The following is a 25,826-nucleotide window of genomic DNA, read 5'->3' as shown; positions in this document are numbered from 1 at the left end:
GGGCCCCGCCATTGTCGCCGATGCGTGCGGTTCAGCCCGGCGCGGCCATGCCGAACTTGCCGGCCTCGGCGTCGATCTTGGGACGGAGCTTGCGGGCGGCGTCGAGGTCGGCGCGGGCGGCATCGGCTTCGCCGAGGCCCTGGTGGGCCAGGCCGCGGCCGTAGAGCGCCCAGACGTTGTCGGGATGGAGCTTGATCACCGCATCGAAATCCGCCATCGCGCGGCGCGGCTCGCCGCGGCGCAGGTGCACCCAGGCGCGGCTGTCTCGGTAGCTGGGGTTGTCGCGGTCGGCGCGCAGGGCCTGGTCGCAGTCTTCCAGCGCCGCGTCCAGCTCGATGCCCAGCCGCGCCCGCGACCAGCAGCGCGCGTTCAGCGCCACCGGCAGCAGCGCGTCGTCCTGGTGGGCGGGAATCCATTGGCTCCACTGGCCGATGGCTTCGCGCAGCAGCTCCATCCGGCCGTAGAGCTGGGCCATGGACATGCGCAGCGCGGATTGCGGGGGCAGCGTGCGGTCCAGCGTCTGCAGGTCGGCCAGTGCGGCCTCGCGTGCCTTGGTGGCCTGCAGGCCGGCGCGGTTGATCAGCGCCTCGGGCTGGTTCGGGTCGAGTTTTAGCGCGGCGTCGTAGTCCCGCAGAGCGAGGTCCGGGTGGCGCATCGCGCGATGCACGGCGGCGCGGCGGACGAAGCAGTCGACGAGATCGGGCGCCATCGAGCAGGCCCGGTCCAGGTCGGCGAGGGCGCCTTCGTAGTCCTGGCGGGAGGCGCGGGCGGCGCCGCGGCGGGCATAGGCGGCGGCGTCGGTCGGATCGTCGCTGTTGTCGGCAGGCGTCGAGGCGGCATCTGCCGCGGCATGCGGCATGCTCGCGTCGCGGGCGCTGAGCGCGAACACGGGGCCGCCGTTGTGCGTGAAGTACATGCGGCGCTGGCTCTTGGAGATGTAGATGCGGTGGGCGAGGAAGAAGTCCATGCCGAGCAGCATGTCGGTGCCGCGCATGTCGTAGTCGACCACCCGCATGCGGATGTTGGAGACCTGCTCGTCGCCCAGCGTGAAGCGCCCCAGCGGCGCGGTCCAGGCCTGCCGCGTGCCGGTGCCGGCGCCGTAGGACCGTCCGGCAGGCGTCATCTGCGCCGGCTCGATGCCGGCCCGCAGCGCCGCGGCGCGGGACAGCAGGGAGTCGGGCGCGCCGCTGTCGAACAGCACGCGCACCTTGTAGTCGTTGACCTGGGCGATCGCATTGACCGGCGGGCGCTTGGACTTCTGCTCGTCGCGCAGCAGCGGCAGCACGACCACCGGCTTCTCCCCGGCCCAGTAGGCGAAGCCGGTGTCTCCGCAGTCGCCCTTGGGGAAGGCGAAGCGGATCATGCCGTGGGCCAGGTCGTACTCGATGTCGGTGGCGGCGAGGAAGTTGCGGCCGAGCACGCCCATGCTGCCCGCGCCCATCTCGGTGCCGCCGACGACGAACTCGACGTTCGGGATCACGCCGCCCTCGATCACGAGCTGGTCGACCACGGTGGACCAGGCATCGACTTCGCCGTTGAGGCCCTCGATGCGCAGGCCCTGGGGCAGCGCGTACAGCTTGAGCTTCAGCTGCTGCGCCGCGGCCGGCGTCAGGAAGCTGAAGAAGGCGCCGCTGTCCACCATCAGCGGCACCTTCGCGCCGTTGATGCCCACGTCCACGATGGCGCGCGGGCCGATCATGCGGACGGGCATCTCCGCCAGGCTCATCGTGCATGTCTCGGCGGCTTCGGAGGCGCCGACGCCGCAGGCCAGCGCGAGGCCCAGGGCCTGGAGGCGGCGAAGGGTTCGATTCGTCATGGTCAGCTTCATCATCATCATCATCGTTGCCCCGCAGGAAGATGGGCGGCGGTTCAGGTGCCCGCCGGCAGGCCGAGCCTGGCGACTTCCGCATCGATCGACGGCAGCAGCTTGCGCGCGGCATCGAGATCCGCCTGGCCCTGCTCCGGCTTGCCGCTGCGGGCGCGCACGATCCCGCGGCCATAGAGCGACCAGGCGTGGTCGGCCTTCAGCTTCAATGCCTGGTCGAAGTCGGCCTGCGCCTTCTGCAACTCGCCGCGGCGCAGGCGCAGCCAGCCGCGGCTGTCGCGGTAACTGGGCTTGTCCGGCTCGAGGTCGACGGCCTGGTCGCAGTCGGTCAGCGCCTCGTCCAGTTCGACGTTCAGCAGCGTGCGGGTCCAGCAACGGTTGTTGAGGGCCCCGGGGAGATGGACGTCCTTGCGGTGTGCGTCGATCCAATGGGTCCATTGCGCCAGCGCGCGGTCCGGCTGTTCCAGCCGCTCATAGAGGTGCGCCATGTCCAGGCGCAGCGGGGACTGCGTGGGCAGGGTCCGGTCCAGCGTCTGCAGATCGTCCAGCGCCTGCTGGTGCTCGCGCGCTTGCGCGAGCAGTTCGGCCCGCATCAGGCGTGCGTCCCCCTGCGCCGGGTCGAGCTTCAGGGCAGTATCGAAATCCTGCCGTGCCGCCTCGGCCTGGTTCATCCGATAGCGCAGCGTGCCGCGGTGCAGAAAGTGGCGGGCGACGCCAGGATCCATCTCGCAGGCGCGGTCCAGGTCGGCCAGCGCGCGAGGGAAATCCAGCCGTGCTGCCGCCGCGGCGCCGCGACGTGCGTAGGCATCGGCGTCCGCCAGCGGCGGAGCGTCCGCGGGCGCTTCGGTGCCGGGCGCGCGCGCCTTGGCCAGCTCGAGTGCACTGCGTGCGAACACCGGGCCACCGTTGTAGGTGAAGTACATCTTCCGCTGGCCGCGGGACACGTAGATGCGGTGCGACAGGAAGAAGTCGATGCCCAGCAGCATGTCGTGGTCGCGGTCGCTGTAGTCGGCTACCTCGACCAGGATCTTCGAGATCGTCTCGCCGCCGATCTGGAAGCGGCGGAACTCGGCGTTCCAGGCCTGCGCCGAGCCTTCGCCGGCTCCGTGGATGCGGCCCATCTCCTGCATGTCGGCCTTGTCCACGCCGGCCTTGCGGGCGGCGGCGAGGCTGATCGTCGAGAGCGCGCCGGTGTCGAAGAGCACGGTGATCGACCGGTCGTTGATCCTGGCGTCGGCGAGCAGTGCCGCCGAGTTGTTCGATCCGAGCCCCAGCAGGTCGACCTCCGACAGCGGCTGGTCCTTGGCCCAGTAGGCCACTTGGCTGCCCTTGCAATCACCCTCGGGGAAGATCAGACGGACCACGCCGTGCGCGAGGTCGTACTCGGCATCGGTGACGCCAAGGATGTTGCGGCCCAGCAGGCCCATGGTGCCGGCGCCGGGCTCGTTGCCGCCGACCAGGAAGTCAATGCCGGGCAGCTTGCCGCCGACCAGATCCATCTCCTTGACGGTGGTCACGCGGGACTCGATCTCTCCGGTCAGGCCGTAGATGCGCATGCCCGCGGGCAGCCGGCGCAGCTTGAGCTCCAGTTGCTGGGCGGCGGCCGGCGTCAGCGCGCTGAAGAAGGCACCGCTGTCCAGCGCCAGCGGCACCTGGGTGCCGTTGATGCCGACGGTGACCACCGCGCGCGCGCCGACCATCGTGGCTGGCAGTTCCAGTGCCTGCAGGTTGCAGGGCTTGGCCGCGAACGCTGCGGCTGGCAGCAGGGCGGCGGCCAGCGACAGCGCGGCGGCCCAGCAGCCACCGCTTCTCTTGCATGTCATGTCTTGTTCTCTCCCCGATAGCGCGCTGCACTGTACGGCAGGCGTCGGGCGCCATCGGCTGGGGATTACCGCAGCAGGAGCAGGTCGTCCAGGGTGCGCCGATAGATGTTCTTCAGCGGCTCCAGCTCCGCCACCGGCAGGTTCTCGTCCACCTTGTGGATCGTGGCATTCACCGGTCCCAGCTCGATCACCTGCGGGCAGATCTTCGCAATGAAGCGGCCGTCGGAGGTGCCGCCGGTGGTGGAGAGCTGGGTGGCGATGCCGGTCTCGGCCTGGATGGCGGCGGCCACGGCGTCGCTGAGCGTGCCGACCGGCGTCAGGAAGGGCTCGCCGCCGAGCGTCCAGTCGAGCGCGCACTGCAGGCCATGGCGGTCCAGCAGTTCGTGCACCCGAGCCTTCAGCCCCTCGGGCGTGGACTCGGTGCTGAAGCGGAAATTGAAGTCCAGCAGCATCTCGCCCGGGATCACGTTGGTGGCGCCGGTGCCGGCCCTGATGTTGGAGATCTGGAAGCTGGTGGCGGGGAAGTGCGCGTTGCCGCGATCCCATTCGATGCCGACCAGTTCGGCCAGCGCGGCCGCCGCCTGGTGGACGGGGTTGCGGGCCAGCTGCGGGTAGGCCACGTGGCCCTGCACGCCGATCACGCGCAGCCGGCCGCTGAGCGTGCCGCGGCGACCGTTCTTGACCATGTCGCCGACCCGCTCGACGGCGGTGGGCTCGCCGACGATGCACCAGTCCAGCCGCTGGCCGCGCGCTTTCAGCATCTCACAGCAGACCTTCGTGCCGTCGTGGGCTGGCCCCTCCTCGTCGCTGGTCAGCAGCAGCGCGAGGCTGCCGGCGTGGTCGGGATGCGCGGCGGCGAATTCCTCGGCCGCGACGACCATCGCCGCCACCGAACCCTTCATGTCCGCGGCCCCGCGGCCGAAGATGCGGCCGTCGCGATGGCTGGGCACGAAGGGATCGCAGGCCCAGGCCGCGAGCGGCCCCGGTGGCACCACGTCGGTGTGGCCGGCGAACAGCAGCACCGGGCCGCCGGCATCGCGGCCGCGGCGGATCGCCCAGAGATTGCTGACGCGGAAGTCCGACGGACCGCTGTCCATCCGTTCGATCTCGAAGCCCGCCGCGGCGAGCCGTTCGGCGATCAGCTCCTGGCAGCCGGCATCGTGGGGGGTGACCGAGGGGCGCGCGATCAGCTGTTCCAGCAGGGCGAGGACCGCGCTCATGCTCCGTCCTATTCGCGGACGTCCAGCGTGATCTCGGTGAAGCTGGCCTCGTCGCTGGCCTTTTCCTCGACCTTCGGGCCCTGGGCCTTGGCGCCGGGCTGGTCGTTCTGCAGGCGCCAGAGCAGGTTGGTCGGCGAGTCGGCGAAGGCCAGGCCTTCCTCGCGCGTGATCACGTTGTTGGTGATCAGGTCGGCGAAGTGTTCCTCGTAGGTCTGCGAGCCTTCGGCGATGGACTTCTCCATCGCCTCCTTGACGCCGCCGAAATCGCCCTGCTCGATCAGCTCGGAGATCAGCTTGGTATTCAGCAGGATCTCCACCACCGGCACCCGGCCGCCGCCGGCCGACTTGACCAGGCGCTGCGAGACGATCGCCTTCAGGCCGGCCGCCAGGTCGTTCAGCAGGGCGGGGCGCGACTCGGGCGTGTAGAAGGACAGGATCCGGTTCAGCGCGTGGTAGGTGTTGTTGCCGTGCAGTGTGGCCAGCACCAGGTGGCCGGACAGCGCGTAGGAGATCGCTGCCGTCATCGTCTCGCGGTCGCGGATCTCGCCGATCAGGATGCAGTCCGGCGCCTGGCGCAGCGCGTTCTTCAGCGCGATCTGCAGCGAGGCGGTATCGCGGCCCACCTCGCGCTGGTTGACCACCGAGCGCTTGTTGCTGAACAGGTATTCGAGCGGATCCTCGATGGTGAGGATGTGGCCCGACATCGTCTGGTTGCGGTGCTCCAGCATCGAGGCGAGCGTGGTGCTCTTGCCGGTGCCGGTGGCGCCCACCATCAGGATCAGGCCACGCTTCTCGGTGACCATCTTGCCGAGGATGTCCGGCAGGTTCAGCGAGCCCAGCGAGGGGATGTTGTGCGGGATGTGGCGGAACACACCGGCGATGGTGCCGCGCTGGCGGAAGCCCGAGAGCCGGAAGCTGCCCACCTTGGGCACCGAGACGGCCATGTTCAGCTCACCTTGCGCGTCCAGCTCTTCCAGGTGCCGCGGCTCGATCACCTCGGCGATCAGCTGGCGCGGTTGCATCGGGGCGAGCAACTGGTCGGACAGCTGGACGATCTGCCCGTTGATGCGGATCAGCACCGGCATATTGGCCGAGAGGTAGACGTCGGATGCCCCCTTGTCGGCCATCAGCCGCAGGATGCGTTCCATGTTTCCACTGTTGGTCGTGCTCATGCCCTTCGCCTCCTCCTGCGCCGATCCGCTCGTTTTACTCGTTATGCACGCAGCAGGTCGTTGATGCTGGTCTTCGCGCGGGTGCCGGCGTCCACCTTTTTCACGATGATGGCGGCGTAGAGGCTGTACTTGTCGCGCGGCAGGCTGCCGCTGATCACCACCGAGCCGGCGGGCACGCGGCCATAGGAGACGGTGTCGGTCTCGCGGTCGTAGATCGGGGTGCTCTGGCCGATGTACACGCCCATCGAGATGACCGAGTTCTCCTCGACGATCACGCCCTCGACCACTTCCGAGCGCGCGCCGACGAAGCAGTTGTCCTCGATGATGGTCGGGTTGGCCTGCAGCGGCTCCAGCACGCCGCCGATGCCGACGCCGCCCGAGAGGTGCACGTTCTTGCCGATCTGCGCGCAGGAGCCGACGGTGGCCCAGGTGTCGACCATCGTGCCTTCGTCCACATAGGCGCCGATGTTCACGTAGGAGGGCATCAGCACCACGTTCTTCGCCTGGAAGCTGCCGCGGCGGGCCACGGCCGGCGGCACCACGCGCACGCCGCTGGCGCGGATGGCGGCCTCGTCCATCTGGCCGTACTTGCTGGGCACCTTGTCGAAGAAGGTCATGTCGCCGGCGCCCATCAGCTTGTTGTCGTTCAAGCGGAAGGACAGCAGCACGGCCTTCTTGACCCACTGGTGCACGGTCCACTGGCCGACCGACTGGCGCTCGGCCACGCGCAGCGTGCCGGCGTCCAGCGCGGCGATGACCTCGTCGACGGCCTTGCGGACTTCGGGCGCGTTGGTCGGGTTCAGCTCGGCGCGGCCTTCCCAGGCCAGTTCGATGGTGGATTGCAGTTGGGAGATGTTGCTCATGGAGGAAGGCTCGGTCAGGCGAAGGATTGGACGAAGGAAGCGATGCGGTGGGCGGCCTCAAGGCACTCGGCCGTCTCGGCCACCAGGGCCATGCGGAAGCGGCCGGCACCCGGGTTGACGCCATGGGCCTGGCGGGCCAGCAGGCTGCCGGGCAGGACGGTCACATTGTATTGAGCGAGCAGGTCCAGGGCGAAGGCGATGTCGTCGCCGCCATGGATATGTTTCGGCACCGCGGCCCAGAGGTAGAAGCTCGCGTCCGGCAGGGCCACGTCGAGCTGCGGCGTGAGCACCGGCATCACCTGCGCGAACTTGGCGCGGTACTGCTCGCGGTTGGCGACCACATGGGCCTCGTCGTTCCAGGCGGCGATGCTGGCCATCTGCACCATCGGGTTCATCGCGCTGCCGTGGTAGGTGCGGTAGAGCAGGAACTTCTTGATGATGGCGGCGTCACCGGCGACGAAGCCCGAGCGCATGCCCGGCACGTTGGAGCGCTTGGACAGGCTGGTCAGGATGATCAGGTTCCTGTAGTCCGTGCGGCCCAGCTGCGCGGCAGCCTCCAGGCCGCCAAGCGGCGCTTCCTCGCGGAAGTAGATCTCGGAGTAGCACTCGTCCGAGGCGATCACGAAGCCGTACCGGTCGCTCAGCTCGAACAGCATCTTCCATTCGGACAGCGGCATCACGGCGCCGGTCGGATTGCCGGGCGAGCAGACGTAGACGAGCTGCGTGCGCGCCCAGGTGGCCGCGTCGATCTGGCCCCAGTCGTTGGCGAAGTTGCGCTTGGGATCCGAGTTGGCGAAGGCCGTGTCGGCGCCGGCCAGCAGCGCCGCGCCTTCGTAGATCTGATAGAAGGGGTTCGGCGAGACGACGACCGGCGTGGGTGTCACGCTCGGGTCGATCACCGTCTGCGCCAGCGCGAACAGCGCCTCGCGCGAGCCGTTCACCGGCAGGAACTGCGTGGCTGCGTCCAGCGCCAGCCCGTAGCGGCGCTGCACCCAGCCCGCGCAGGCTTCGCGCAGGGCCGGCAGGCCGGCGGTGGCGGGGTAGGCGGCCAGCGTCTTCAGGCTGCCGGTCAGCGCATCCTCGACCAGTTTCGGCGCCGGATGCTTGGGCTCGCCGATGCCCAGGCTGATGTGGCGGTAGGCGGGATTGGGCTTGATGTCCTTCGTCAGCGCGGACATGCGCTCGAAGGGGTACGGGTGGAGCTTTTGCAGCAGCGGATTGAACGGCATGGCAGATTGGGATTTCGGGGAATCATAGCCAGCCCGTGCAGCCGTCCTGCCTACACCGACAGACAAGTCGGCCTTCGTGATGCGTGGCGCCGTAGCCGACGGTGATCTCCTCGCCGCTCGCGATGTCGCGCAGCGCGAAGAACTCCACCGCGCCGGCCTCCACCTGGATGCGCGCATTGGGCCTGCAGGAATGATTGGCGAAGCGCAGCGGATCGGCCGAGCGGGTGCAGTCGATCGCCCGGCTGGCCGACAGCTCCACCATCATGATCCGCTCGCGGCCCTGGGCGCGGCGGCGCGCCTCGGCCACGGTGATCGGCTCGCCGGTCAGCTCTCCTAACTTGTTACCTGCGCTGACCATTTCGGCCGCGAAGACGCCGTAGCCGTCGATGCGGCTGCGCGCGATGCGCAGCGCGACGAGCGTGTTGGTGAAGTCGGCGGCTATCGGCAAGGCGATTACTTCAGCAGGCCTGTTTCCATCGAGAACGAAGGCAGGTCCACCTTCGGCTGCGGCTTCCAGCCCTTCTTGCGGTGCTCGGTGACGACGTTGGTGTAGATGCCGCCGCGCACGTACCACTTGGCCGTGATGCGGATGTAGCGCGGGTCGGTCACCTTGATGATGTCTTCCATGATGGTGTTGGTCACCTTCTCGTGGAACGCGCCTTCGTCGCGGTAGCTCCAGAAGTACATCTTCAGGCTCTTCAGCTCCACGCAGAGCTTGTCCGCGATCATGTCGATCACGAAGTGGGCGAAGTCGGGCTGGCCGGTCAGCGGGCAGTGGCAGGTGAACTCGGGCACCTGGAACTGGATCAGGTAGTCGCGCTCGGGGGCGGGGTTCGGGAAGACGTGCAGTTCCTTGCTCGGGGCCGAGGGCGGGTTCGGCGGCATCTCGCGCATTTTCGGGGCGGCGGTGGTGGTCTTCTTGGACGTCTTGGTGGCCATGGTCGTGCTCAATTTTCAGAGGGCGCGAATGTTATCATCCGGCCAGTCACGAAGCCCCTGCGAAGGGGCTTTTTTGCAGATAAATCAATGGCTTAGATGCGCCTCAACTCGATCAAGCTCTCCGGCTTCAAATCGTTCGCCGAACACACCGTGTTCCAGCTGCCCGGGCAGCTGGTCGGTGTGGTGGGCCCGAACGGCTGCGGCAAGTCCAACATCATGGACGCCGTGCGCTGGGTGCTCGGCGAGAGCAAGGCGAGCGAACTGCGCGGCGAGTCGATGCAGGACGTCATCTTCAACGGCTCCGGCAACCGCAAGCCGGCCAGCCGCGCCAGCGTGGAGCTGGTGTTCAGCAACGAGGACTCGCGCGCCGGCGGCCAGTGGAACCAGTTCGCCGAGATCGCGGTGCGCCGCGTGCTGACGCGCGACGGCTCCAGCAGCTACTTCATCAACAACCAGCCGGTGCGCCGCCGCGACGTGCAGGACGTCTTCCTCGGCACCGGCCTGGGCCCGCGCGCCTACGCCATCATCGGCCAGGGCACGATCTCCCGCATCATCGAGAGCAAGCCCGAAGAGATGCGCATGTTCCTGGAGGAGGCCGCCGGCGTCTCCAAGTACAAGGAACGTCGCCGCGAGACCGAGAACCGCCTCAAGGACACCCGCGAGAACCTCACCCGCGTGGACGACATCCTGCGCGAGCTGAACAACAACCTCGAGAAGCTGGAGAAGCAGGCCGAGGTGGCGGCCAGCTACCGCGGCCTGCAGGAGAGCGGCACGCTGAAGCTGCACCAGCTGTGGTTCCTGAAGCACCGCGATGCCAACACCGAGGCCGCGCGCGTCAAGGCCGAGCATCTCGAAGCCGTCAACGCGCTGGAGTCGCGGGTCGCCGAGCTGCGCCATGTCGAGGCCGAGCTGGAGACCATCCGCCAGGCCCACTACGCGGCCGGCGACGAGCTGCATGCCTCGCAAGGCCGCTATGCCGAGGCGCAACTGGAGGTGAGCCGGCTGGAGGAACGCATCCGCTACGTGGTCGAGGGCCGGCAGCGCGTCGAGGCGCGGCTGGTCGAGCTGCACGTGCAGAACGCGCAGTGGAAGGAGCGCTCCGAGGCCGCGCAGCTCGAGATGGAAACCATCGCCGAGCAGATCGCTGGCGCCGAGGAGCAGAGCGAGATCCTGGCCGCGCAATCGGAAGAGCAGGCGATGAACCTGCCCAATGTCGAAGATGCCGTGCGCGTGGCGCAGGGCAAGGCCAACGAGCAGCGCGCGGCCGTCACCCAGGTCCAGCAGCAGATCCAGGTGCTGGCGGCGGAGAGCCGCAACATCGACGAGCAGTCGCGCCAGCTGCGCACCCGCCGCGAGCGCCTGGCCACCGAGCGACAGGCGCTGGCCGCGCCCGATGCCGAACGCCTGGCCGAGCTGAAACGCCAGAGCGAGGCGGCCGACGAGGCCCGCGACATGGCCGACGCCCGGCTGGCCGAGCTCTCCGAGCAGGCCCCGGCGATGGACGAGGCCCGCCGCGCCGCGCAGGACGATGCCAATGCCCAGCTGGCGAAGCAGTCCTCGCTGGCCGCCCGCCTGGAAGCGCTGCGCGCCTTGCAGGAGAAGGTCCAGACCGAAGGCAAGCTCAAGCCCTGGCTGGCCAGGCACGGCCTCGACGGCCTGCAGGGCCTGTGGACCAAGCTGCACATCAAGCAGGGCTGGGAGAACGCGCTGGAAGCCGCGCTGCGCGAACGGATGGGCGCGCTGGAAGTGGGCCGCCTGGAGACCGTCCGCGCCTTCGCGCTGGATGCGCCGCCGGCCCGCCTGGCCTTCTACTCGCCACCGGCGGCCGGCATCGTCAACAGGCACGAGACGCTGGAAAAGCTCAGCGACCTGCTGCGCCTCGATGACGCGGGCCTGAAGGCGCTGCTGAACGACTGGCTCGAAGGCGTGTACACCGCCTCGTCGATGGACGCGGCGCTGGCCGATCGTTCCAAGCTGACCCACGGCGAGCTGATCATGACCCCCGAGGGCCATGCGGTGAGCCAGTTCGCCGTCAGCTTCTACGCCCCCGATTCCGAGCAGGCCGGCATGCTGGCCCGCGCGCAGGAGATCGAGCACCTGCAGCTGGAGCTGCGCGCGCAGACGCTGATCGCCGAGGAAGCCAAGACCCGGCTGGTGCGTGCCGAGGCCGGCTACACCGAAGCCTCGCAGCGCCTGACCGCGCTGCGCCGCGAGTCGCAGGAGACGCAGTCGCGGGCGCATCAACTCCACGTCGAGCTGCTGCGGCTGTCCCAGCAGGCCGAGGCCGCATCGAGCCGCCGCACGCAGTTGGAAGAGGAACTGGCCGAGATCGACGCCCAGGCCGAGGAGCTGCAGGAGCGCCGCATGACCGGCGAGGCCCGCTTCGAGGAGCTGGACATGCAGCTCGGCAACACGCAGGAGCGCCATGCCGAGCTGGAAGACGGCGTCATTGCAGCGGAGCGCCGCCTCACGGAAGCCCGCGAGCAGCTGCGCGCGCTGGAGCGCCGCGCCCAGGAGTCGCAGTTCAGCGCCCGCTCGCTGGCCTCGCGCCGCGGCGAGCTGCAGCGCTCCATCGAGACCGCGGTGCAGCAGGTGCAGACCAACACCGCCTCCGCCGAGAGCCTGCAGCGCGAGATGGACACGCTCAACGACGCCGCCGCCCAGGCTGGCCTGCAGGACGCGCTGGCCGTGAAGATGGAACGCGAGCAGGCGCTGGCCACGGTGCGCAGCGGCTATGACGACCTGACGCTGCGGCTGCGCAAGGCCGACGAGCAGCGCCTCGGCTTCGAGCGCAGCCTGGACCCGCTGCGCGAGCGCCTGACCAAGCTGCAGCTGGAAGAGCAGGCCGCCCAGCTCGGCGGCGCCCAGTACATGGAGCAGCTCAGCGCCGCCGAGGTGGACCTGGAAGCGCTGGCCCGGTCGATCGAAGAGAACGGCGTCAAGCTCTACGGCCTGCAGGGCGAGATCGACCGCATCAACCGCGAGATCGCCGCCCTGGGCGCCGTCAACCTCGCCGCGCTGGACGAGCTGACCGCCTCGCGCGAGCGCAAGAATTTCCTCGACGCGCAGAACGCCGACCTGATGGCCGCGATGAAGACGCTGGAGGACGCGATCCACAAGATCGACCTGGAGACGCGCGACCTGCTGTCTGCCACCTTCAACCAGGTCAACGAACACTTCGGCCGCATGTTCCCGGTGCTGTTCGGCGGCGGGCAGGCGAAGCTGACGATGGTGGGCGACGAGATCCTCGATGCCGGCGTGCAGGTGATGGCGCAGCCGCCGGGCAAGAAGAACTCGACCATCCATCTGCTCTCGGGCGGCGAGAAGGCGCTGACCGCGATCGCGCTGGTGTTCGCGATCTTCCAGCTGAACCCGGCGCCGTTCTGCCTGCTGGACGAGGTGGACGCGCCGCTGGACGACGCCAACACCGAGCGCTACGCCAAACTGGTGGCCGAGATGAGCGCGGGAACGCAGTTCCTGTTCATCTCCCACAACAAGATCGCCATGGAGATGGCGCAACAACTGATCGGGGTGACGATGCAGGAACAAGGGGTGTCGCGGATCGTGGCCGTGGACATGGACAAGGCGCTGTCGATGGCGGAGATGGCGGCATGACGCTCACGGCTCTGCTTGCAATCCTGGGCGGCCTGGTGCTCGCCGGCGTGATCGGGCACGGCGCCTGGACGGCCCGCAAGGCCGGGCCGCGGCTGCCGCTGCCGGTGAACAACAACGGTGGCGTCGAGCCCCAGATGGACGGCGCCGAGCGCGTGGAGCCAGGTCTTGCCCCCGAGCTCGATGGCAGCGAGCCGGCGCCCGAGCTCGGCGTGCCCGCCAAACCGGCAGCGGCGCGCCCGCGCAAGCCCTCGGCCCGCATCGACGCGCTGATCGACGCGATCGCCACCGTCACCGTCGAGCACCCGATCAGCGGCGAGATGGCGCTGCAGCACCTGCCGCCCAGCCGCCGCGCGGGCACCAAGCCCTTCCAGATCGAGGGCCTGAACACCGAAAGCGGCGACTGGGAACTGCCGGTGCCGGGCCAGCGCTACGGCGAGTTCCAGGCCGGTGTGCAGATCGCCAACCGCAGCGGCGCGCTCAACGAGATCGAGTACTCCGAGTTCGTGCAGAAGATCCAGGGCTTCGCCGAGGGTATCGGCGGTTTCGGCCAGTTCCCGGACATGCTGGAGGTGGTGGCCGGCGCCCGCGAGCTGGACCAGTTCGCCGGCGCGCATGACGCGCAACTGGCCATGCTGCTGCGCCCGCGCGGCGCCGCCTGGACCCTGGGCTACGTGCTGCAGATGGCGGCCAAGCACGGTTTCGTGCCCGGCGCGATTCCCGGCCGGCTGGTGATGCCGGCGGCCGAGGAGGGTGCTCCGCCGGTACTGGTCCTGTCCTTCGAGCAGCAGGCCGCGCTGGCCGAGAACCCGCAGCAGTCCTCGCTGCGCGAGCTGACGCTGACGCTGGACGTGCCGCAGACGGCCGCCGCGCTCGAGCCCTTCGCCACCTGGCAGGAGGCGGCGCGCGGCCTCTCGCGCGACATCGAGGCCGACATCTGCGACGACCGCGGCCACGCGCTGGGCCTGCACGCCTTCGCCTCGATCGGCCAGGAGCTGAACGGGCTCTACGAGGCGTTGGCGGCGCGCGACGTGGCGGCGGGCTCGCCGGCGGCGCGGCGCCTGTTCAGCTGAAGAGCTCGGCCAGCCGCTCGACGGCGGCCACCGACTGCGCGCGGTCGACCCGCGCATCGGCATTGCCGAAATCGTGCTCGCCCTGGGCCTGCACCAGCAGGCCATCGCCGCGCGGCACCATCGACAGGTTGTGGCCGCGCCAGAACAGCAGGTAGTCCACCTCGGGCTGCGGGATCAGCCGCGCGGTCTGGCCGCGCACCGGCACCAGCGAGTCGTCGCCGAACAGCGCGCGGGCGCCGTAGCCGGTGCAGTTGACGATGGTCTGTTCTGGCAGCCGCGCCAGTTCGCGGGTGCTCGTGAACTCGCGGTGCACGATCTCGCCGCCGTTGCGCAGGAAATCGTCCAGCAGCAGGCGCTGGTAGCTGCCGATGTTGAACACCAGCTGGGTGATCTTCATCGCGTGAGCCGCCTTGAACGGATGCTCGTGCGGCTGCAGCGGCATGCTGCGCGGGCGCAGGTCGCGGATGCGTGAATACAGGTCCGGGTAGTCCGGTTCGCCCGGCTCGTGCGAGGGGCCCTGGGGCACGTCGTCCCACAGCACATAGCCGTCGCGCCACTGCACCGGCTCGGCCGGCAGGCCCAGCAGGCTCTGGTAGGTGCGGAAGCTGCTGCGCGTCATCGCCTCCCAGCGGTGCGCGAACTCGGGCGTGGCGTGCTCGGTGGTGACCAGGCGCGAGTCGGGCGTGAAGATGCCGGTGGCGCGGGACGAGGCCACCTCCGGAGGGCGCTCCTTGCAGTAGATGCGCACCTTCAGGCCCGCGTCCTGCGCCACGCGGGCGGTGGTCAGGCCGATCGCGCCGCAGCCGATCACGGCGATGCGCTTCGGCTTGTGTTCCAGGATCAGCGGCAGCGCCACCCGCGCCGAGCCCCAGGACAGCGACCAGCCGCTGCCGCCATGGCCATAGTGGTGGACGACATGCTTGCCATGCAGGCGCTGGGCCTCGATGCGCGGGCCCTGGGCGCGGAAGGGCCGGGTGCAGACCTCCATGTCGATCAGCCGGTCCGGATTGGCGCGCACCGGCGCCAGCGTGCGGCGCGGGTCGCCGAAGCGGACGGCGGCCTCGTCCTGGGCGAGGGCGGTCGTTCCCGTGAGCAGGGCGGGGACGCTGGCGAGCAATTGGCGGCGTTGCATGGCGGAGGTTTCGTCGGAGGCCGAAGCGATTTCTTGGGCCCGGGTTTATAACCCCGGCACCGAGGTCCATCCAGAGAGTCCATGAGCACGACGAACGACAAGCGCACGCAGTTCCGCCGCCTGCACGAGCAGCAAGCTTGCTTCCTGATCCCGAACCCCTGGGACGCCGGCAGTGCGCGGCTGCTCGAAGGCATGGGCTTCCAGGCCCTGGCCAGCACCAGCTCCGGCTTCGCCTGGTCCCGCGGCGGACCCGACGGCGCCATGCCGCGCGATGTGGTGCTGGCCCATCTGCGCGAGCTGGCGGCAGCAACCTCGCTGCCAGTCAATGCCGATTTCGAGAGCGGCTTTGCCGATACGCCGGCGGGCGTGGGCGAGAGCGTCCGGATGGCGGTGGAGACCGGCATCGCCGGCCTGTCGATCGAGGATGCCAGCGGCGATGCGAGCGCCCCGATCCGCCCGCTTCCCGAGGCGCTGGAACGATTGAACGCCGCCCGCGCCGCCATCGACGCGGCCAGCGGCGGCACCGTGTTGCTGGTCGGCCGTGCCGAGAACTACCTGCACGGCCGCCCCGACCTCGCCGACACCATCGCCCGCCTGCGCGCCTATGCCGAGGCCGGCGCCGACGTGCTCTACGCGCCGGGCCTGCGTACGCGCGAGGAGGTGCAGGCGGTCGTCGCGGCCGTGGCGCCCAAGCCGGTCAACCTGCTGGTCGGCGCGGCGGGTGGCTTCGTCGGCTCGCTGGACGAGGCGGCGGCACTGGGCGTGCGCCGCGTCAGCGTCGGTGGGGCGCTGGCACGCGCCGCCTGGGGCGGCTTCCTGCGCGCAGCGCGAGGGCTGGCGGAGACGGGATCGTTCGAGCACCTGGCCGGCGCGGCGAGCGGCGCCGAGTTGAATCGCCTGATGACCTGAGCCTTGATTCCACCCGCCTACACTGGCGGAATGACGTCGCCCCCACGCTCACTTCGTTCACTGCCCCCCAAGGGGGTGCGCAGCGCCTTCGGGCGGCCGGGCGGCGCTGCATGAGCACCCCGCTGATCCTGATCGTCCTGCTGATCGCCTGCAGCGCCTTCTTCTCCGTGGCCGAGCTGTCGCTCGCCGCCTCCCGCCGCCTCAAGCTGCGCCAGCTCGCCGACGAGGGCGATGCCCGCGCCGACAAGGTGTTGGCGGTGCAGGAGCGGCCGGGCCACTACTTCACCGTCGTGCAGATCGGCGTCAACACGGTGGCCATCCTGGGCGGCATCGTCGGGGAGGGCGCGCTGACGCCGTCCTACGAGTCGCTGCTGGCGCGCCTCCTGCCGCTGCAGCAGGCGCAGGACATCGCCTTCGGCCTGTCCTTCGCCAGCATCACCGCGCTGTTCATCGTGCTGGCCGACCTGGTGCCCAAGCGCCTGTCGATGAACGAGCCGGAGCGCATGGCGCTGGTCGTCGTCGGGCCGATGCTGTGGCTGGTGGCGGTGCTCAAGCCGCTGGCCTGGGCCTTCAGCGCGCTGACCAACGGGCTCATCCGCCTGCTGGGTCGCCCGGCCGAGCGCGACAACACGATCACCCACCACGACATCCTCGCGCTGGCCGAGGCCGGCAACGAGGCCGGCGTGGTCGACGACGCCGAGCAGCAGGCGATCGAGAACATCTTCGAGCTGGACACCCGCCGGGTCGAGAGCGCGATGACCGCGCGCGAGCGCATCGTCTTCTTCCTGCAGGACGACGACGATGCGCTGATCCGCAACCGCATCGCCGAGCAGCCGCACTCCACCTACCTGGTCTGCGACGGCGACATCGACCAGATAACGGGTTACGTGGACGCCACCGACCTGTTCCAGCGCGTGCTGCGCGGCGAGGCGATCGACCTGAAGGCGCCGGGCCTGGTGAAGAAGGTGCTGATCGTGCCGGACCGGCTGACCCTGTCCGAGGTGCTGACCCAGTTCCGCCAGGCCCACGAGGACTTTGCCGTCATCGTCAACGAGTACAGCCTGGTGGTGGGCGTGATCACGCTCAACGACGTGATGAGCACGGTGATGGGCAGCCTGGTCGCCACCGCCGACGAGGAGCAGCAGATCATCCGCCGCGAGGACGGCTCCTTCCTCGCCGATGGCATCACGCCGATCCCCGACGTGCAGCGCGCGCTGGAACTCGACGCGCTGCCGCACCCGGGCCAGTACGACACGCTGGCCGGCTTCCTGATGGTGATGTTGCGCCGCATCCCCAAGCGCACCGACCACGTCGTCTGGAGCGGCTGGCGTTTCGAGGTGATGGACGTGGACAGCTACCGGGTGGACCAGGTGATGATCACTCGCGTCGCCGAGGCCTGATCAATCGAGGAAGGTCCAGGTGTCGGCGCCGTCGAAGCGCCGCACCGGCACCGAGGCCTGCAGCTGCGGATCGAAGTTGTTCAGGTTGACTCCGTGCCTCGTCACCGCCTGCGGATCCACGGGCTCCCAATGCGTGACGATGCCGCAGTTCCGGCAGCGCATCGTGCGCAGCGTGCGGTCACCCTGGATGTACTCCTGGGTCTCGCCTTCGATCCGCACGGTGCCGAATTCGTAGTAGGCCCACAGCGCGCCGACCCGGCGGCACAGCGAGCAGTTGCAGCGCGTGGCCTTCTCGGGCACGGAGGGGAGGGTGAGCTGGACGGCGCCGCAGTGGCAGGCGCCTTCGAGCGACAGGGCGCCGTTCATGCCGCGCTCAACCTGAACCGCGCCACCACCTCCGCCAGCTGCGCCGCCTGCTGCTTCAGCGACTCCGACGCCGCCGCGGACTCCTCGACCAGCGCCGCGTTCTGCTGCGTCATGCCGTCGAGCTGGCCGATCGCGCTGTTCACTTCGGACAGGCTCTGTGTCTGCTGCTGCGCCGCATCGGCGATCTCGGCGATCAGTGCATCCACGTGCTTGATGGAGTCCACCAGCTCGCCCATCGTCGAGCCGGCATCACCGACGAGCTGGGCGCCCTTGTCCACCTGCTCGCCCGAGGACGTGATCAGGCCGCGGATCTCGCGCGCCGCCTGGGCGCTGCGCTGGGCCAGCGTGCGCACCTCGGAAGCGACCACCGCGAAGCCGCGGCCCTGCTCGCCGGCGCGCGCCGCCTCGACGGCGGCGTTCAAGGCCAGGATGTTCGTCTGGAAGGCGATGCCGTCGATCACGCCGGTGATGTCGGCGATGCGGCGCGATGAGGCCTGGATGCCCTGCATCGTCGCCACCACCTCGGCCACCACCGAACCGCCGCGCGCGGCCACGCCGGAGGCCGCCATCGACAGGCGCCGCGCCTGCCCGGCCGACTCGGCGCTCTGCCGCACGGTCTCGGTCACCTGCTGCATCGCGGCTGAGGTCTGTTCGAGGTTGGAGGCCGCCTGCTCGGTGCGCATCGACAGGTCCTGCCCGCCGCTGGACACCTCGCTGCTGGCGGTGGCGATGCTGTCGGCGCTGCGGCGCACGGTGCCCACCGAATCGTTGAGTGCCTGCTGCATGCGGGCCAGAGAGCGCAGCAGGTCGCCCATCTCGTCGCCGCGGCAGCTGCGCACCTCGGTGCTCAGGTCGCCGCCGGCGATGCGCTCGGCCGCGCTGGCCGCCTGGCCCAGCGGCACCGTCAGCGAGCGGGTCAGGGCGAAGGCGATCAGGCCGCCCAGCGCCAGTGCCACGGCCACCAGGGTCCAGATGCCCCACAGCACGGCGCGATGGCTCTCGTCCGCCGCTGCCTGTGCCGCCTCGACGCCCCGGTCATGCAGCGTCTTCAGCTCGGCCATCGCATCGGTGGTGGCGCGGAAGGCCTTGCGCGAGTCGCCGCGCACCAGGTCCAGCGCGGCCTCGGCCTGGCCCTGGCGCACCAGGTCCAGCAGCTTCGGCTGCGTGCCGCGATAGCTCTCGATGGCGGCCTGCAACTGGCCGAAGACGCGGCGCTCGTCCGCGCTCTGGGCGGCCGCGGCATAGCCGGACAGCAGGGCCGGCATCAGCTCCCACTGCCGCGCGATGCGGGCGCTCTCGTCCTCGACCGCCTTGGCGCCGCCGCCCAGCATCAGCTGCAGCTCAGCCCGCCGCATCTGGTTCAGGGCCTCGTTGATCGCGGCCATGCGCTGCGTGTTCGGCAGCCAGATGCCGGAGAGGGCGGTGACGCCGCCCTGCACCCGCTCCACGCGGTTCACCGCGAACAGGCCCATCGCCAGCACCAGGGCCAGCAGCAGGCCGAAGCCGGCGGCCAGGCGCGCGCCGACGCGAAGATCCGATAGCACTTTGTGCATGCCGTCCCCCCTCTTCTTGCTAACGCTAAGTTAGCACGGCATGCCCGGCGCCTCAACGAATGGTCAAAGGAACATACCGCCCGAGGCCTCGATCCGCTGCCCGTTGATCCAGCCGTTGGCCGGCTGCAGCAGCGAGGCGATCACGCCGCCGATGTCGTCGGGCTTGCCGGCGCGGCCCAGCGCGGTGATGCCGGCGACGAACTTGTTCAACTCGGCGTTGTCGCGCACGCGGCCGCCGCCGAAGTCGGTCTCGATGGCGCCCGGCGCCACCACGTTGACGGCGATGCCGCGCGGGCCCAGCTCCTTGGCCAGGTAGCGCGACAGCACCTCCACCGCGCCCTTCATCGCCCCGTAGGCGGCGTAGCCGGGCAGCGAGAAGCGGGCCAGGCCGGACGAGATGTTGACGATGCGGCCGCCGTCCTCGATCAGCGGCAGCAGCGTCTGGGTCAGGAAGAACACGCCCTTGAAGTGGATGTTCACCAGTTCGTCGAACACCGCCTCGGTGGTCTCCGTGACGCTGGCATGCATGCCGATGCCGGCGTTGTTGACCAGGTGGTCGAAGCGCTCGCGCTGCCAGGTGGCGGCCAGCGCCGTCTTCACCGCATCGGCGAAGGCGGCGAAGCTGGCGCTGTCGCCGGCGTCCAGCTGCAGGGCGACGGCCTTGCGGCCCAGCTTCTCGATCTCGGCGACGGCGGACTCGGCCTCGTCGCGGCGGCTGCGGTAGGTGAGGATCACGTCGCCGCCGCTGCGGGCGACGTGCAGTGCCGCGTTGCGGCCCAGGCCGCGGCTGCCGCCGGTGATCAGGGTGATGGTGGTGCTGCTGCTCATAACGGGTTCCTTCAGCGGACAAGTCAGTTGCGATGGAAGGAAGTCTATTGATCGACCAACTGGCGATAAATTGGCAGAATTCGATTTGTCTGTTCTTTGAAAGCAGAACAATGAGCCTGATCCAGCAGATCCAGACCTTCCACCGCGTGGCCGAACTGGCCAGCTTCACCCAGGCCGCCGCCGCGCTGGGCCAGCCCAAGGCCGCGGCCTCGACCTCGGTGCAGGCGCTGGAGGCCCACCTGGGCACCCGGCTGCTGCACCGGACCACCCGCAAGGTGCAGCTCACCCAGGACGGCCAGGCCTTCTACGAGCGCAGCAAGGACCTGCTGGCCGACATCGATGAGCTGAGCACGATGTTCCACGGCGTCCAGGGCCTGGCCGGCCGGGTGCGGGTGGACATGACCACCGGCATGGCCCGCCACGCGGTGCTGCCGCGCCTGCCCGAGCTGCTGGCCCTGCACCCGGGCCTGGAGCTGGAGATCAGCAGCACCGAGCGCCGGGTGGACCTGGTGCGCGAGGGCTTCGACTGCGTGATGCGCGCCGGCCCGGTCGGCGACAGCAGCCTGATCGCGCGGCCGGTGGGCCTGATGCGCATGGCCAACTGCGCCAGCCCTGCCTACCTGAAGGCGCATGGCGTGCCGCAGTCGCTGGCCGATCTCGCAAGTCACCGTCTGGTGCATTACGCCTCGACGCTGGGAGCGAAGTCGGTCGGCTTCGAGCTCGAAGGCGGCGCGGTGGCCATGGCCGGCGCGGTCACCGTCAACAATGCGGAGGCCTACCAGGCCGCCTGCCTGGCCGGCCTGGGCCTCATCCAGGCGCCGCTGCCGGGGGTGCGCGAGCTGATCGCGCAGGGCCTGTTGGTTGAAGTGCTGCCCGAGCACCCCGCGCCGCCGATGCCCTTGAGCCTGGTGTACGCGAACCGCCGCAACCTTTCGCGCCGCGTGCGGGTGGTGATGGACTGGCTGGTCGAGGTCTGCGCGGCCTATCTGGCCTGACGCGGCCTGAACCGGCTTGACCTTCCCATGATGGCAAGGTTCAGAATGCCTTCGAAGCATCAAGAGGATCGTCGATGGAACTGCAGATCGAGGGCATGAGCTGCGCTGCCTGCGCGGGCCGGGTGGAGAAGGCCCTGCGCAAGGTGGAGGGCGTCAGCGAGGCCAGCGTCAACCTGGCGACCGAGCGCGCCCGCGTGCAGGCGCCGCCCGGCGTGACGGCGGCGGCGCTGATCGCCGCGGTCGAGAAGGCGGGCTACCAGGCCAGCGAGCTGAAGACCGGCGAGACCCCGGCCGCCCCGCGCCTGCCGTCCGGCGCGCCGGTGCTGCTGGGCGCGGCGCTGAGCCTGCCGCTGCTGATGCCGATGCTGGTTCATCCCTTCGGCCTGATGTGGATGCTGCCGGCGTGGCTGCAGTGGCTGCTGGCGACGCCGGTGCAGTTCGCCCTCGGCGCGCGCTTCTACCGCGCCGGCTGGGACGCGCTGAAGGCCCGCAGCGGCAATATGGACCTGCTGGTGGCGCTGGGCACGTCGGCGGCCTATGGCCTCTCGCTCTACGAGTGGCTGGTGCGCGGCGCCACGCATGCGCTGTACTTCGAGGCCTCGGCCGTCGTCATCACGCTGGTGCTGCTGGGCAAGTGGCTGGAGGCGCGGGCCAAGCGGCAGGCGGGCGATGCGATCCGGGCGCTGGCGGCGCTGCGCCCGGCCACCGCGCGGGTGCGGCGCGAGGACGGCAGCGAACAGGAGCTGCCGCTGGCGCAGCTGCGCATCGGCGACCGCATCGTGGTGCGCCCGGGCGACCGGATCGCCGCCGACGGCGAGGTGATCGAAGGTGCGAGCCATGTCGACGAGTCGCTGATCACCGGCGAGAGCCTGCCGGTGGCCAAGACGGTGGGCGAGCGCGTCATCGGCGGCGCGCTGAACGCGGACGGGCTGCTGCTCGTCAGGGCGACGGCGCTGGGCGCGCAGAGCTCGCTGGAGCGGATCATCCGCCTGGTGGAATCCGCGCAGGCCGGCAAGGCGCCGATCCAGCGCCTGGTGGACCGCGTCAGCGCGGTCTTCGTGCCGGCGGTACTGGCCATCGCGCTGCTCACCTTCGCCGGCTGGATGCTGGCCCGCGGCGAGCTGGAGACGGCCCTCGTCAACGCGGTGGCCGTGCTGGTGATCGCCTGCCCGTGCGCCCTGGGCCTGGCCACGCCGGCGGCGCTGCTGGCCGGCACCGGCGCGGCGGCGCGGCGCGGCATCCTGATCCGCGACGCCGAGGCGCTGGAAGTGGCCCACGGCCTGACGACGATCGCCTTCGACAAGACGGGCACGTTGACCGAGGGCCGGCCGGCGCTGCTGGCGCTGGTGGCGGCCGAGGGCGTCGAGCGGGCCGACGTGCTCGCCGGCGCTGCGGCCCTGCAGCGCCACAGCAGCCACCCGCTGGCCCGGGCGGTGCTGGCCGCCGCCGAGGCGCAGGGCGCCGTGTTGCCCGACGCCACGGGCGCGCAGGCCCTGCCGGGCCGCGGCGTGCAGGCGCGGGTGGCGGGCCGCTCGCTGCGCCTGGGCAGCGCGCGCTTGCTGGACGAATCCGGCCTGTCCGCGCCACCGGCCCTGGCCGCCGAATCGGCCCGCTGCGAGGCTCAGGGCATGACCGTCTCCTGGCTGCTGGCCGACGAAGACGCCGTGCTGGGCCTGCTGGCCTTCGGCGATGCGATCAAGCCCTCGGCCGCGCCGGCGCTGGCCGCGCTGCAGCGCCTGGGCATCCGCACGCTGATGCTGACCGGGGACAACGAGGGCAGTGCTGCCGCCGTCGCGGCCTCGCTGGGCATCGCCGACTGGCAGGCCCGCCTGATGCCCGCCGACAAGGCGGCCCGGATCGCCCGGCTGCAGGCGGCGGGCGGGCGCGTCGGCTTCGTCGGCGACGGGCTCAACGACGGCCCGGCGCTGGCGGCCGCAGCCTGCGGCATCGCGATGGCCGGCGGCGCCGACGTGGCGACCGAGGCCGCCGGCATCAGCCTGCTGCGCGGCGACCTGCGCCTGGTGCCCGAGGCGATCGAGCTGTCGCGCCGCACCACGGCCAAGATCCGGCAGAACCTGGTCTGGGCCTTCGCCTACAACGTGCTGGGCATCCCGCTGGCGGCGCTGGGAATGCTGAGCCCGGTCGTCGCCGGCGCGGCGATGGCCTTCAGCAGCGTCAGCGTCGTCCTCAACGCGCTGCTGCTGCGCCGCCAGGGGAGCTGAAGCGATGAACATCGGCGAAGCCGCCAAGGCCACCGGCGTGTCGGCCAAGATGATCCGGCACTACGAGAGCGTCGGGCTGTTCCCCGGCCCGGCGCGTACCGAGTCGGGCTACCGCCGCTACACCGAGCGCGAGCTGGCCACGCTGCGCTTCATCCGCCAGTCGCGCGTGCTGGGCTTCTCGATCGAGCAGGTGCGCGAGCTGCTGGGCCTGTGGCAGGACCGCGCGCGGCCGAGCCGCCAGGTCAAGGCGCTGGCCCGGGCGCACATGGCCGCGCTGGACGCCAAGCTGCTGGAACTGCAGCAGATGAAGGCCACGCTGGCCCATCTGGTGGACTGCTGCCGGGGCGACGAACGCCCGGACTGCCCGATCCTCGAGGAACTGGCCCGCAAGCCCTGATTGATGAGCGCGGCGCTCGCGCTCAGCTGGCGCCGTCCGCCGCGGCGACGAGCCGGCGCGGCGCGCCCAGCGTGCCCCAGGTCATCAGCAGCGCCAGCAGGGCGCCGGCGAACATGCCGGCCACCATCGGCAGCGGCCGGCCGCCGATGAAGGGGCCGCTGACGGCCATCAGCACCGCACCCGCCAGCATCTGCACCGTGCCCAGCAGGGCCGAGGCGGTGCCGGCGATCTCGCCGTGCTCGTCCAGCGAGAGCACCGAGCTCATCGGGATCACCAGGCCCATGAAGGCGCTGGCCACCAGGTAGCCGCCGATCAGCACCGCCAGGCTGTCGCCGCCGGCCAGGTAGTAGGCCAGCAGGGCCGCCACGGCCACCGCGCAGGCCAGCGCGGACGCCTTCACCACCGGCACCATGCCGTAGCGCTCGCCGAGCTTGCCGGCGAATTGAGAGACGCCGATGAAGGAGGCCGCGTTCAGCGCGAAGGCCAGGCTGTACTGCTGCGGGCTGAGGCCGTAGTGGCCGATCATCACGAAGGGCGAGTTGGCCAGGTAGATGAAGAAGCCGCTGATGCCGAAGCTGCCGATCAGCACCAGGCCCATGAAATGGCGGTCGCGCAGCAGGAACCAGTAGCCGCGCAGGGCCGTCTTCATGCCGCTCCCCCGGCGCTCGTCGGCGCCGCGGGTCTCGGCCAGCGTCGTGGCCATCAGCGCGATGCCGGCCAGCGCCGCCAGCGTGACCGCCCAGAACACGGCGCGCCAGCTGAACGCGGCGATCACCGCGCTGCCGGTCAGCGGCGCCAGGATCGGCGACACGCTGAACACCAGCATCAGCAGCGACATCAGCTTCGCCGCCTCGGTGCCGGTGTGCAGGTCGCGCACGATGGCCCGCGGGATCACCATGCCGGCCGCCGCGCCCAGGCCCTGGAAGAAGCGCAGCACGATCAGCACATGCACGTCCGAGCTCAGCGCGCAGCCGATGCTGGCCGCGGTGAACAGCAGCAGGCCCGCATACAGCGGCGGCTTGCGGCCGAACATGTCGGACAGCGGCCCGTACAGCAGCTGGCCCAGGCCGATCGAGACGAAGAAGGCCGTCAGGCTCATCTGCACGCTGGCGCCGTCGGCCTGCAGGGCCTGGCCGATATCGGGCAGCGCCGGCAGGTACATGTCGATGGCGAAGGGGCCGATGGCCGAGAGCAGGCCCAGCACTAGGGCCATGCGGAAGAGGCGGGGGGAGGAAGACATCACCGCATTGTCCCAGGCGCTCCTCGACGCCGTCGGAACGCCGCTGAACCCTGGCGTTATGCCGGAGCCGCGGACGGGTTCCGCGCTGCTAGAGTTCCCGGCCGGAAGCGAAGGAAAGACCGAACACGCGAGGAGGAAGCCATGGACGATGGCGTCGTCGACAAGGAAGGCGGCCGCCCCCGCGCGCGCTCGCTGGTGGGCACGCTGCTGCTGCGTTCGCGCGATCCGCGCCGGCAGTCGGTGTCGGGCACGGACCAGCCGCCCCCGCTGTCGGACTGGGCGCTGCTCGGCCGCGATCGCGCGGCGCTGAGGCAGTCCATCGACACCCTGGCGCGGGCCGGCGTGTCGGAGGCCGTCAAGCTCGGCAAGGCGCTGACCGCCATCGAGGCCCTGGGCCAGAACGATCCCGCCAAGGCGGCCGGCATGTTCAAGTCGCTGCAGCACACGGTGAGCGCCCTGGAGGGCAACCCGTCGCGGGAGGCCCTGTTCCCGCAGACCCGGGAGACCGCGGAGCTGATGGCCGGCGCCCATCGCGAGACGCAGGCCGAGGCGCGCAATGCCTACGTGCCGCGCTGGGACCGCCTGCAACCGCAGCGCAAGGCGGTCGAGGATGCCATCAAGCTCAAGTCCTTCGGCGATCCGCCGCCGCAGGCGCTGGCCCAGGCGTTGCAGCAGTTCACCACCGCCGCCAATGACGCCGGCGGCGCGGCCTTCAAGCTGGACTACGTCAAGGCGCTGCGCCACGTCGATGCGATGGAGGCCGCGCTGCAACTGATCGGCCCGATCCCCGGCGCCCCGGCCGCGCATGTCAACAACGAGGCCCTGGAGGCCGCGCGTAAGCGCCGCCCGGAGGTCGAGGAACGCATCCAGCGGGTCAAGGACGCGATCGCCGCGGGCCGCTATGCCGGCGTCGATCCGCAGGCGCTGGCGGCCTTCGCCCAGGCGAGCAGGCAGGCGGCGCTGGACCTGGCAGGCGCCGGCCTGGCGATGGACGGAGCCGGCATGAACGGGGCGCTGGACGCGCTGCT

21 protein-coding genes are annotated in these 25,826 nt (G+C 70.3%); 8 read left to right on the top strand and 13 right to left on the bottom strand.

Annotation, left to right across the window (positions count from 1 at the left end; all coding sequences use genetic code 11):
• Positions 1–31: 31 nt before the first annotated feature.
• The 8 genes from B0W88_RS14595 to queF all read right to left on the bottom strand — a co-directional run bounded on the left by B0W88_RS14595 (position 32) and on the right by queF (position 9,017).
• Positions 32–1,816 carry an aspartyl protease family protein gene (locus B0W88_RS14595; protein WP_158080859.1) on the bottom strand — a complete coding sequence of 595 codons (1,785 nt, stop codon included), beginning with the start codon at positions 1,814–1,816 and terminating at the stop codon, positions 32–34.
• Between the two features lie 53 nt (positions 1,817–1,869).
• Positions 1,870–3,648, bottom strand: a complete 1,779-nt coding sequence (locus tag B0W88_RS14590) for a tetratricopeptide repeat protein (RefSeq protein WP_077035374.1) — start codon at positions 3,646–3,648, stop codon at positions 1,870–1,872.
• 65 nt (positions 3,649–3,713) lie between these two features.
• Entirely contained in the window at positions 3,714–4,868 is a 1,155-nt protein-coding gene (gene dapE / locus B0W88_RS14585; RefSeq protein ID WP_077035373.1) for a succinyl-diaminopimelate desuccinylase, read from the bottom strand.
• Between the two features lie 8 nt (positions 4,869–4,876).
• Entirely contained in the window at positions 4,877–6,040 is a 1,164-nt protein-coding gene (locus B0W88_RS14580) for a PilT/PilU family type 4a pilus ATPase (RefSeq protein ID WP_233151718.1), read from the bottom strand.
• A gap of 41 nt (positions 6,041–6,081) precedes the next feature.
• Positions 6,082–6,903: a 2,3,4,5-tetrahydropyridine-2,6-dicarboxylate N-succinyltransferase gene (gene dapD / locus B0W88_RS14575; RefSeq protein WP_077035371.1), complete on the bottom strand. Its 822-nt coding sequence runs from the start codon at positions 6,901–6,903 to the stop codon at positions 6,082–6,084.
• A 14-nt stretch (positions 6,904–6,917) separates the two neighbouring features.
• Positions 6,918–8,132, bottom strand: a complete 1,215-nt coding sequence (dapC, locus tag B0W88_RS14570; protein WP_077035370.1) for a succinyldiaminopimelate transaminase — start codon at positions 8,130–8,132, stop codon at positions 6,918–6,920.
• A gap of 22 nt (positions 8,133–8,154) precedes the next feature.
• Positions 8,155–8,580 (bottom strand): SET domain-containing protein, encoded by a 426-nt coding sequence (locus B0W88_RS14565; protein ID WP_233151717.1) that lies wholly within the window; start codon positions 8,578–8,580, stop codon positions 8,155–8,157.
• Positions 8,581–8,585: 5 nt separating this feature from the next.
• Positions 8,586–9,017, bottom strand: a complete 432-nt coding sequence (gene queF, locus B0W88_RS14560) for a preQ(1) synthase (protein ID WP_077035378.1) — start codon at positions 9,015–9,017, stop codon at positions 8,586–8,588.
• A gap of 150 nt (positions 9,018–9,167) precedes the next feature.
• On the opposite strand from queF, the gene smc reads away from it, so the two are divergent.
• Entirely contained in the window at positions 9,168–12,686 is a 3,519-nt protein-coding gene (smc, locus tag B0W88_RS14555; protein ID WP_077035369.1) for a chromosome segregation protein SMC, read from the top strand.
• Positions 12,683–13,756 (top strand): cell division protein FtsZ, encoded by a 1,074-nt coding sequence (locus B0W88_RS14550; RefSeq protein ID WP_077035368.1) that lies wholly within the window; start codon positions 12,683–12,685, stop codon positions 13,754–13,756. The genes smc and B0W88_RS14550 overlap by 4 nt, the downstream gene beginning before the upstream one ends.
• Here B0W88_RS14550 and B0W88_RS14545 read toward each other — a convergent pair.
• Entirely contained in the window at positions 13,749–14,888 is a 1,140-nt protein-coding gene (locus B0W88_RS14545; protein ID WP_144006772.1) for an FAD-dependent oxidoreductase, read from the bottom strand. The genes B0W88_RS14550 and B0W88_RS14545 overlap by 8 nt on opposite strands.
• An 81-nt stretch (positions 14,889–14,969) precedes the next feature.
• Here B0W88_RS14545 and B0W88_RS14540 point away from each other — a divergent pair, with 81 nt between their 5' ends.
• Positions 14,970–15,797, top strand: coding sequence for an oxaloacetate decarboxylase (locus B0W88_RS14540; RefSeq protein ID WP_077035367.1), 828 nt, complete (start codon positions 14,970–14,972; stop codon positions 15,795–15,797).
• A gap of 110 nt (positions 15,798–15,907) precedes the next feature.
• Positions 15,908–17,197, top strand: a complete 1,290-nt coding sequence (locus tag B0W88_RS14535) for a hemolysin family protein (protein ID WP_077035366.1) — start codon at positions 15,908–15,910, stop codon at positions 17,195–17,197.
• Here the strand turns inward: B0W88_RS14535 and B0W88_RS14530 are convergent, their stop codons facing one another.
• From B0W88_RS14530 to B0W88_RS14520, 3 genes are all read right to left on the bottom strand, one after another.
• Complete coding sequence (locus B0W88_RS14530) at positions 17,198–17,563, bottom strand: GFA family protein (RefSeq protein WP_077035365.1); 366 nt, start codon at positions 17,561–17,563, stop codon at positions 17,198–17,200. It lies immediately after the preceding gene.
• Entirely contained in the window at positions 17,560–19,116 is a 1,557-nt protein-coding gene (locus tag B0W88_RS14525) for a methyl-accepting chemotaxis protein (RefSeq protein WP_077035364.1), read from the bottom strand. Before B0W88_RS14525 ends, B0W88_RS14530 begins: the two co-directional genes overlap by 4 nt.
• A 63-nt stretch (positions 19,117–19,179) precedes the next feature.
• On the bottom strand, positions 19,180–19,944 hold the full coding sequence (locus tag B0W88_RS14520; protein ID WP_144006771.1) for an SDR family NAD(P)-dependent oxidoreductase: 765 nt from the start codon (positions 19,942–19,944) through the stop codon (positions 19,180–19,182).
• A 110-nt stretch (positions 19,945–20,054) separates the two neighbouring features.
• Between B0W88_RS14520 and B0W88_RS14515 the strand changes: the two genes are divergently transcribed.
• The 3 genes from B0W88_RS14515 to cueR all read left to right on the top strand — a co-directional run bounded on the left by B0W88_RS14515 (position 20,055) and on the right by cueR (position 23,558).
• Positions 20,055–20,939 (top strand): LysR family transcriptional regulator, encoded by an 885-nt coding sequence (locus tag B0W88_RS14515; RefSeq protein WP_077035363.1) that lies wholly within the window; start codon positions 20,055–20,057, stop codon positions 20,937–20,939.
• Between the two features lie 74 nt (positions 20,940–21,013).
• Positions 21,014–23,161 carry a cation-translocating P-type ATPase gene (locus B0W88_RS14510; RefSeq protein WP_077035362.1) on the top strand — a complete coding sequence of 716 codons (2,148 nt, stop codon included), beginning with the start codon at positions 21,014–21,016 and terminating at the stop codon, positions 23,159–23,161.
• A gap of 4 nt (positions 23,162–23,165) precedes the next feature.
• Entirely contained in the window at positions 23,166–23,558 is a 393-nt protein-coding gene (cueR, locus tag B0W88_RS14505; protein WP_077035361.1) for a Cu(I)-responsive transcriptional regulator, read from the top strand.
• A 22-nt stretch (positions 23,559–23,580) separates the two neighbouring features.
• Here cueR and B0W88_RS14500 read toward each other — a convergent pair whose 3' ends face one another.
• Entirely contained in the window at positions 23,581–24,798 is a 1,218-nt protein-coding gene (locus B0W88_RS14500; protein WP_077035360.1) for a multidrug effflux MFS transporter, read from the bottom strand.
• A 141-nt stretch (positions 24,799–24,939) separates the two neighbouring features.
• On the opposite strand from B0W88_RS14500, the gene B0W88_RS14495 reads away from it, so the two are divergent.
• A partial coding sequence (locus B0W88_RS14495) for a flagellar biosynthesis anti-sigma factor FlgM (protein WP_144006770.1) occupies positions 24,940–25,826 on the top strand: 887 nt, incomplete at its 3' end.

Origin of the sequence: Pelomonas sp. KK5, from assembly GCF_001984095.1 — a bacterium.
GTDB lineage: Bacteria > Pseudomonadota > Gammaproteobacteria > Burkholderiales > Burkholderiaceae_C > KK5.
The sequence above is the reverse complement of the archived record's forward strand: the minus strand, read 5'-3'. Positions and strand labels throughout refer to the sequence as shown.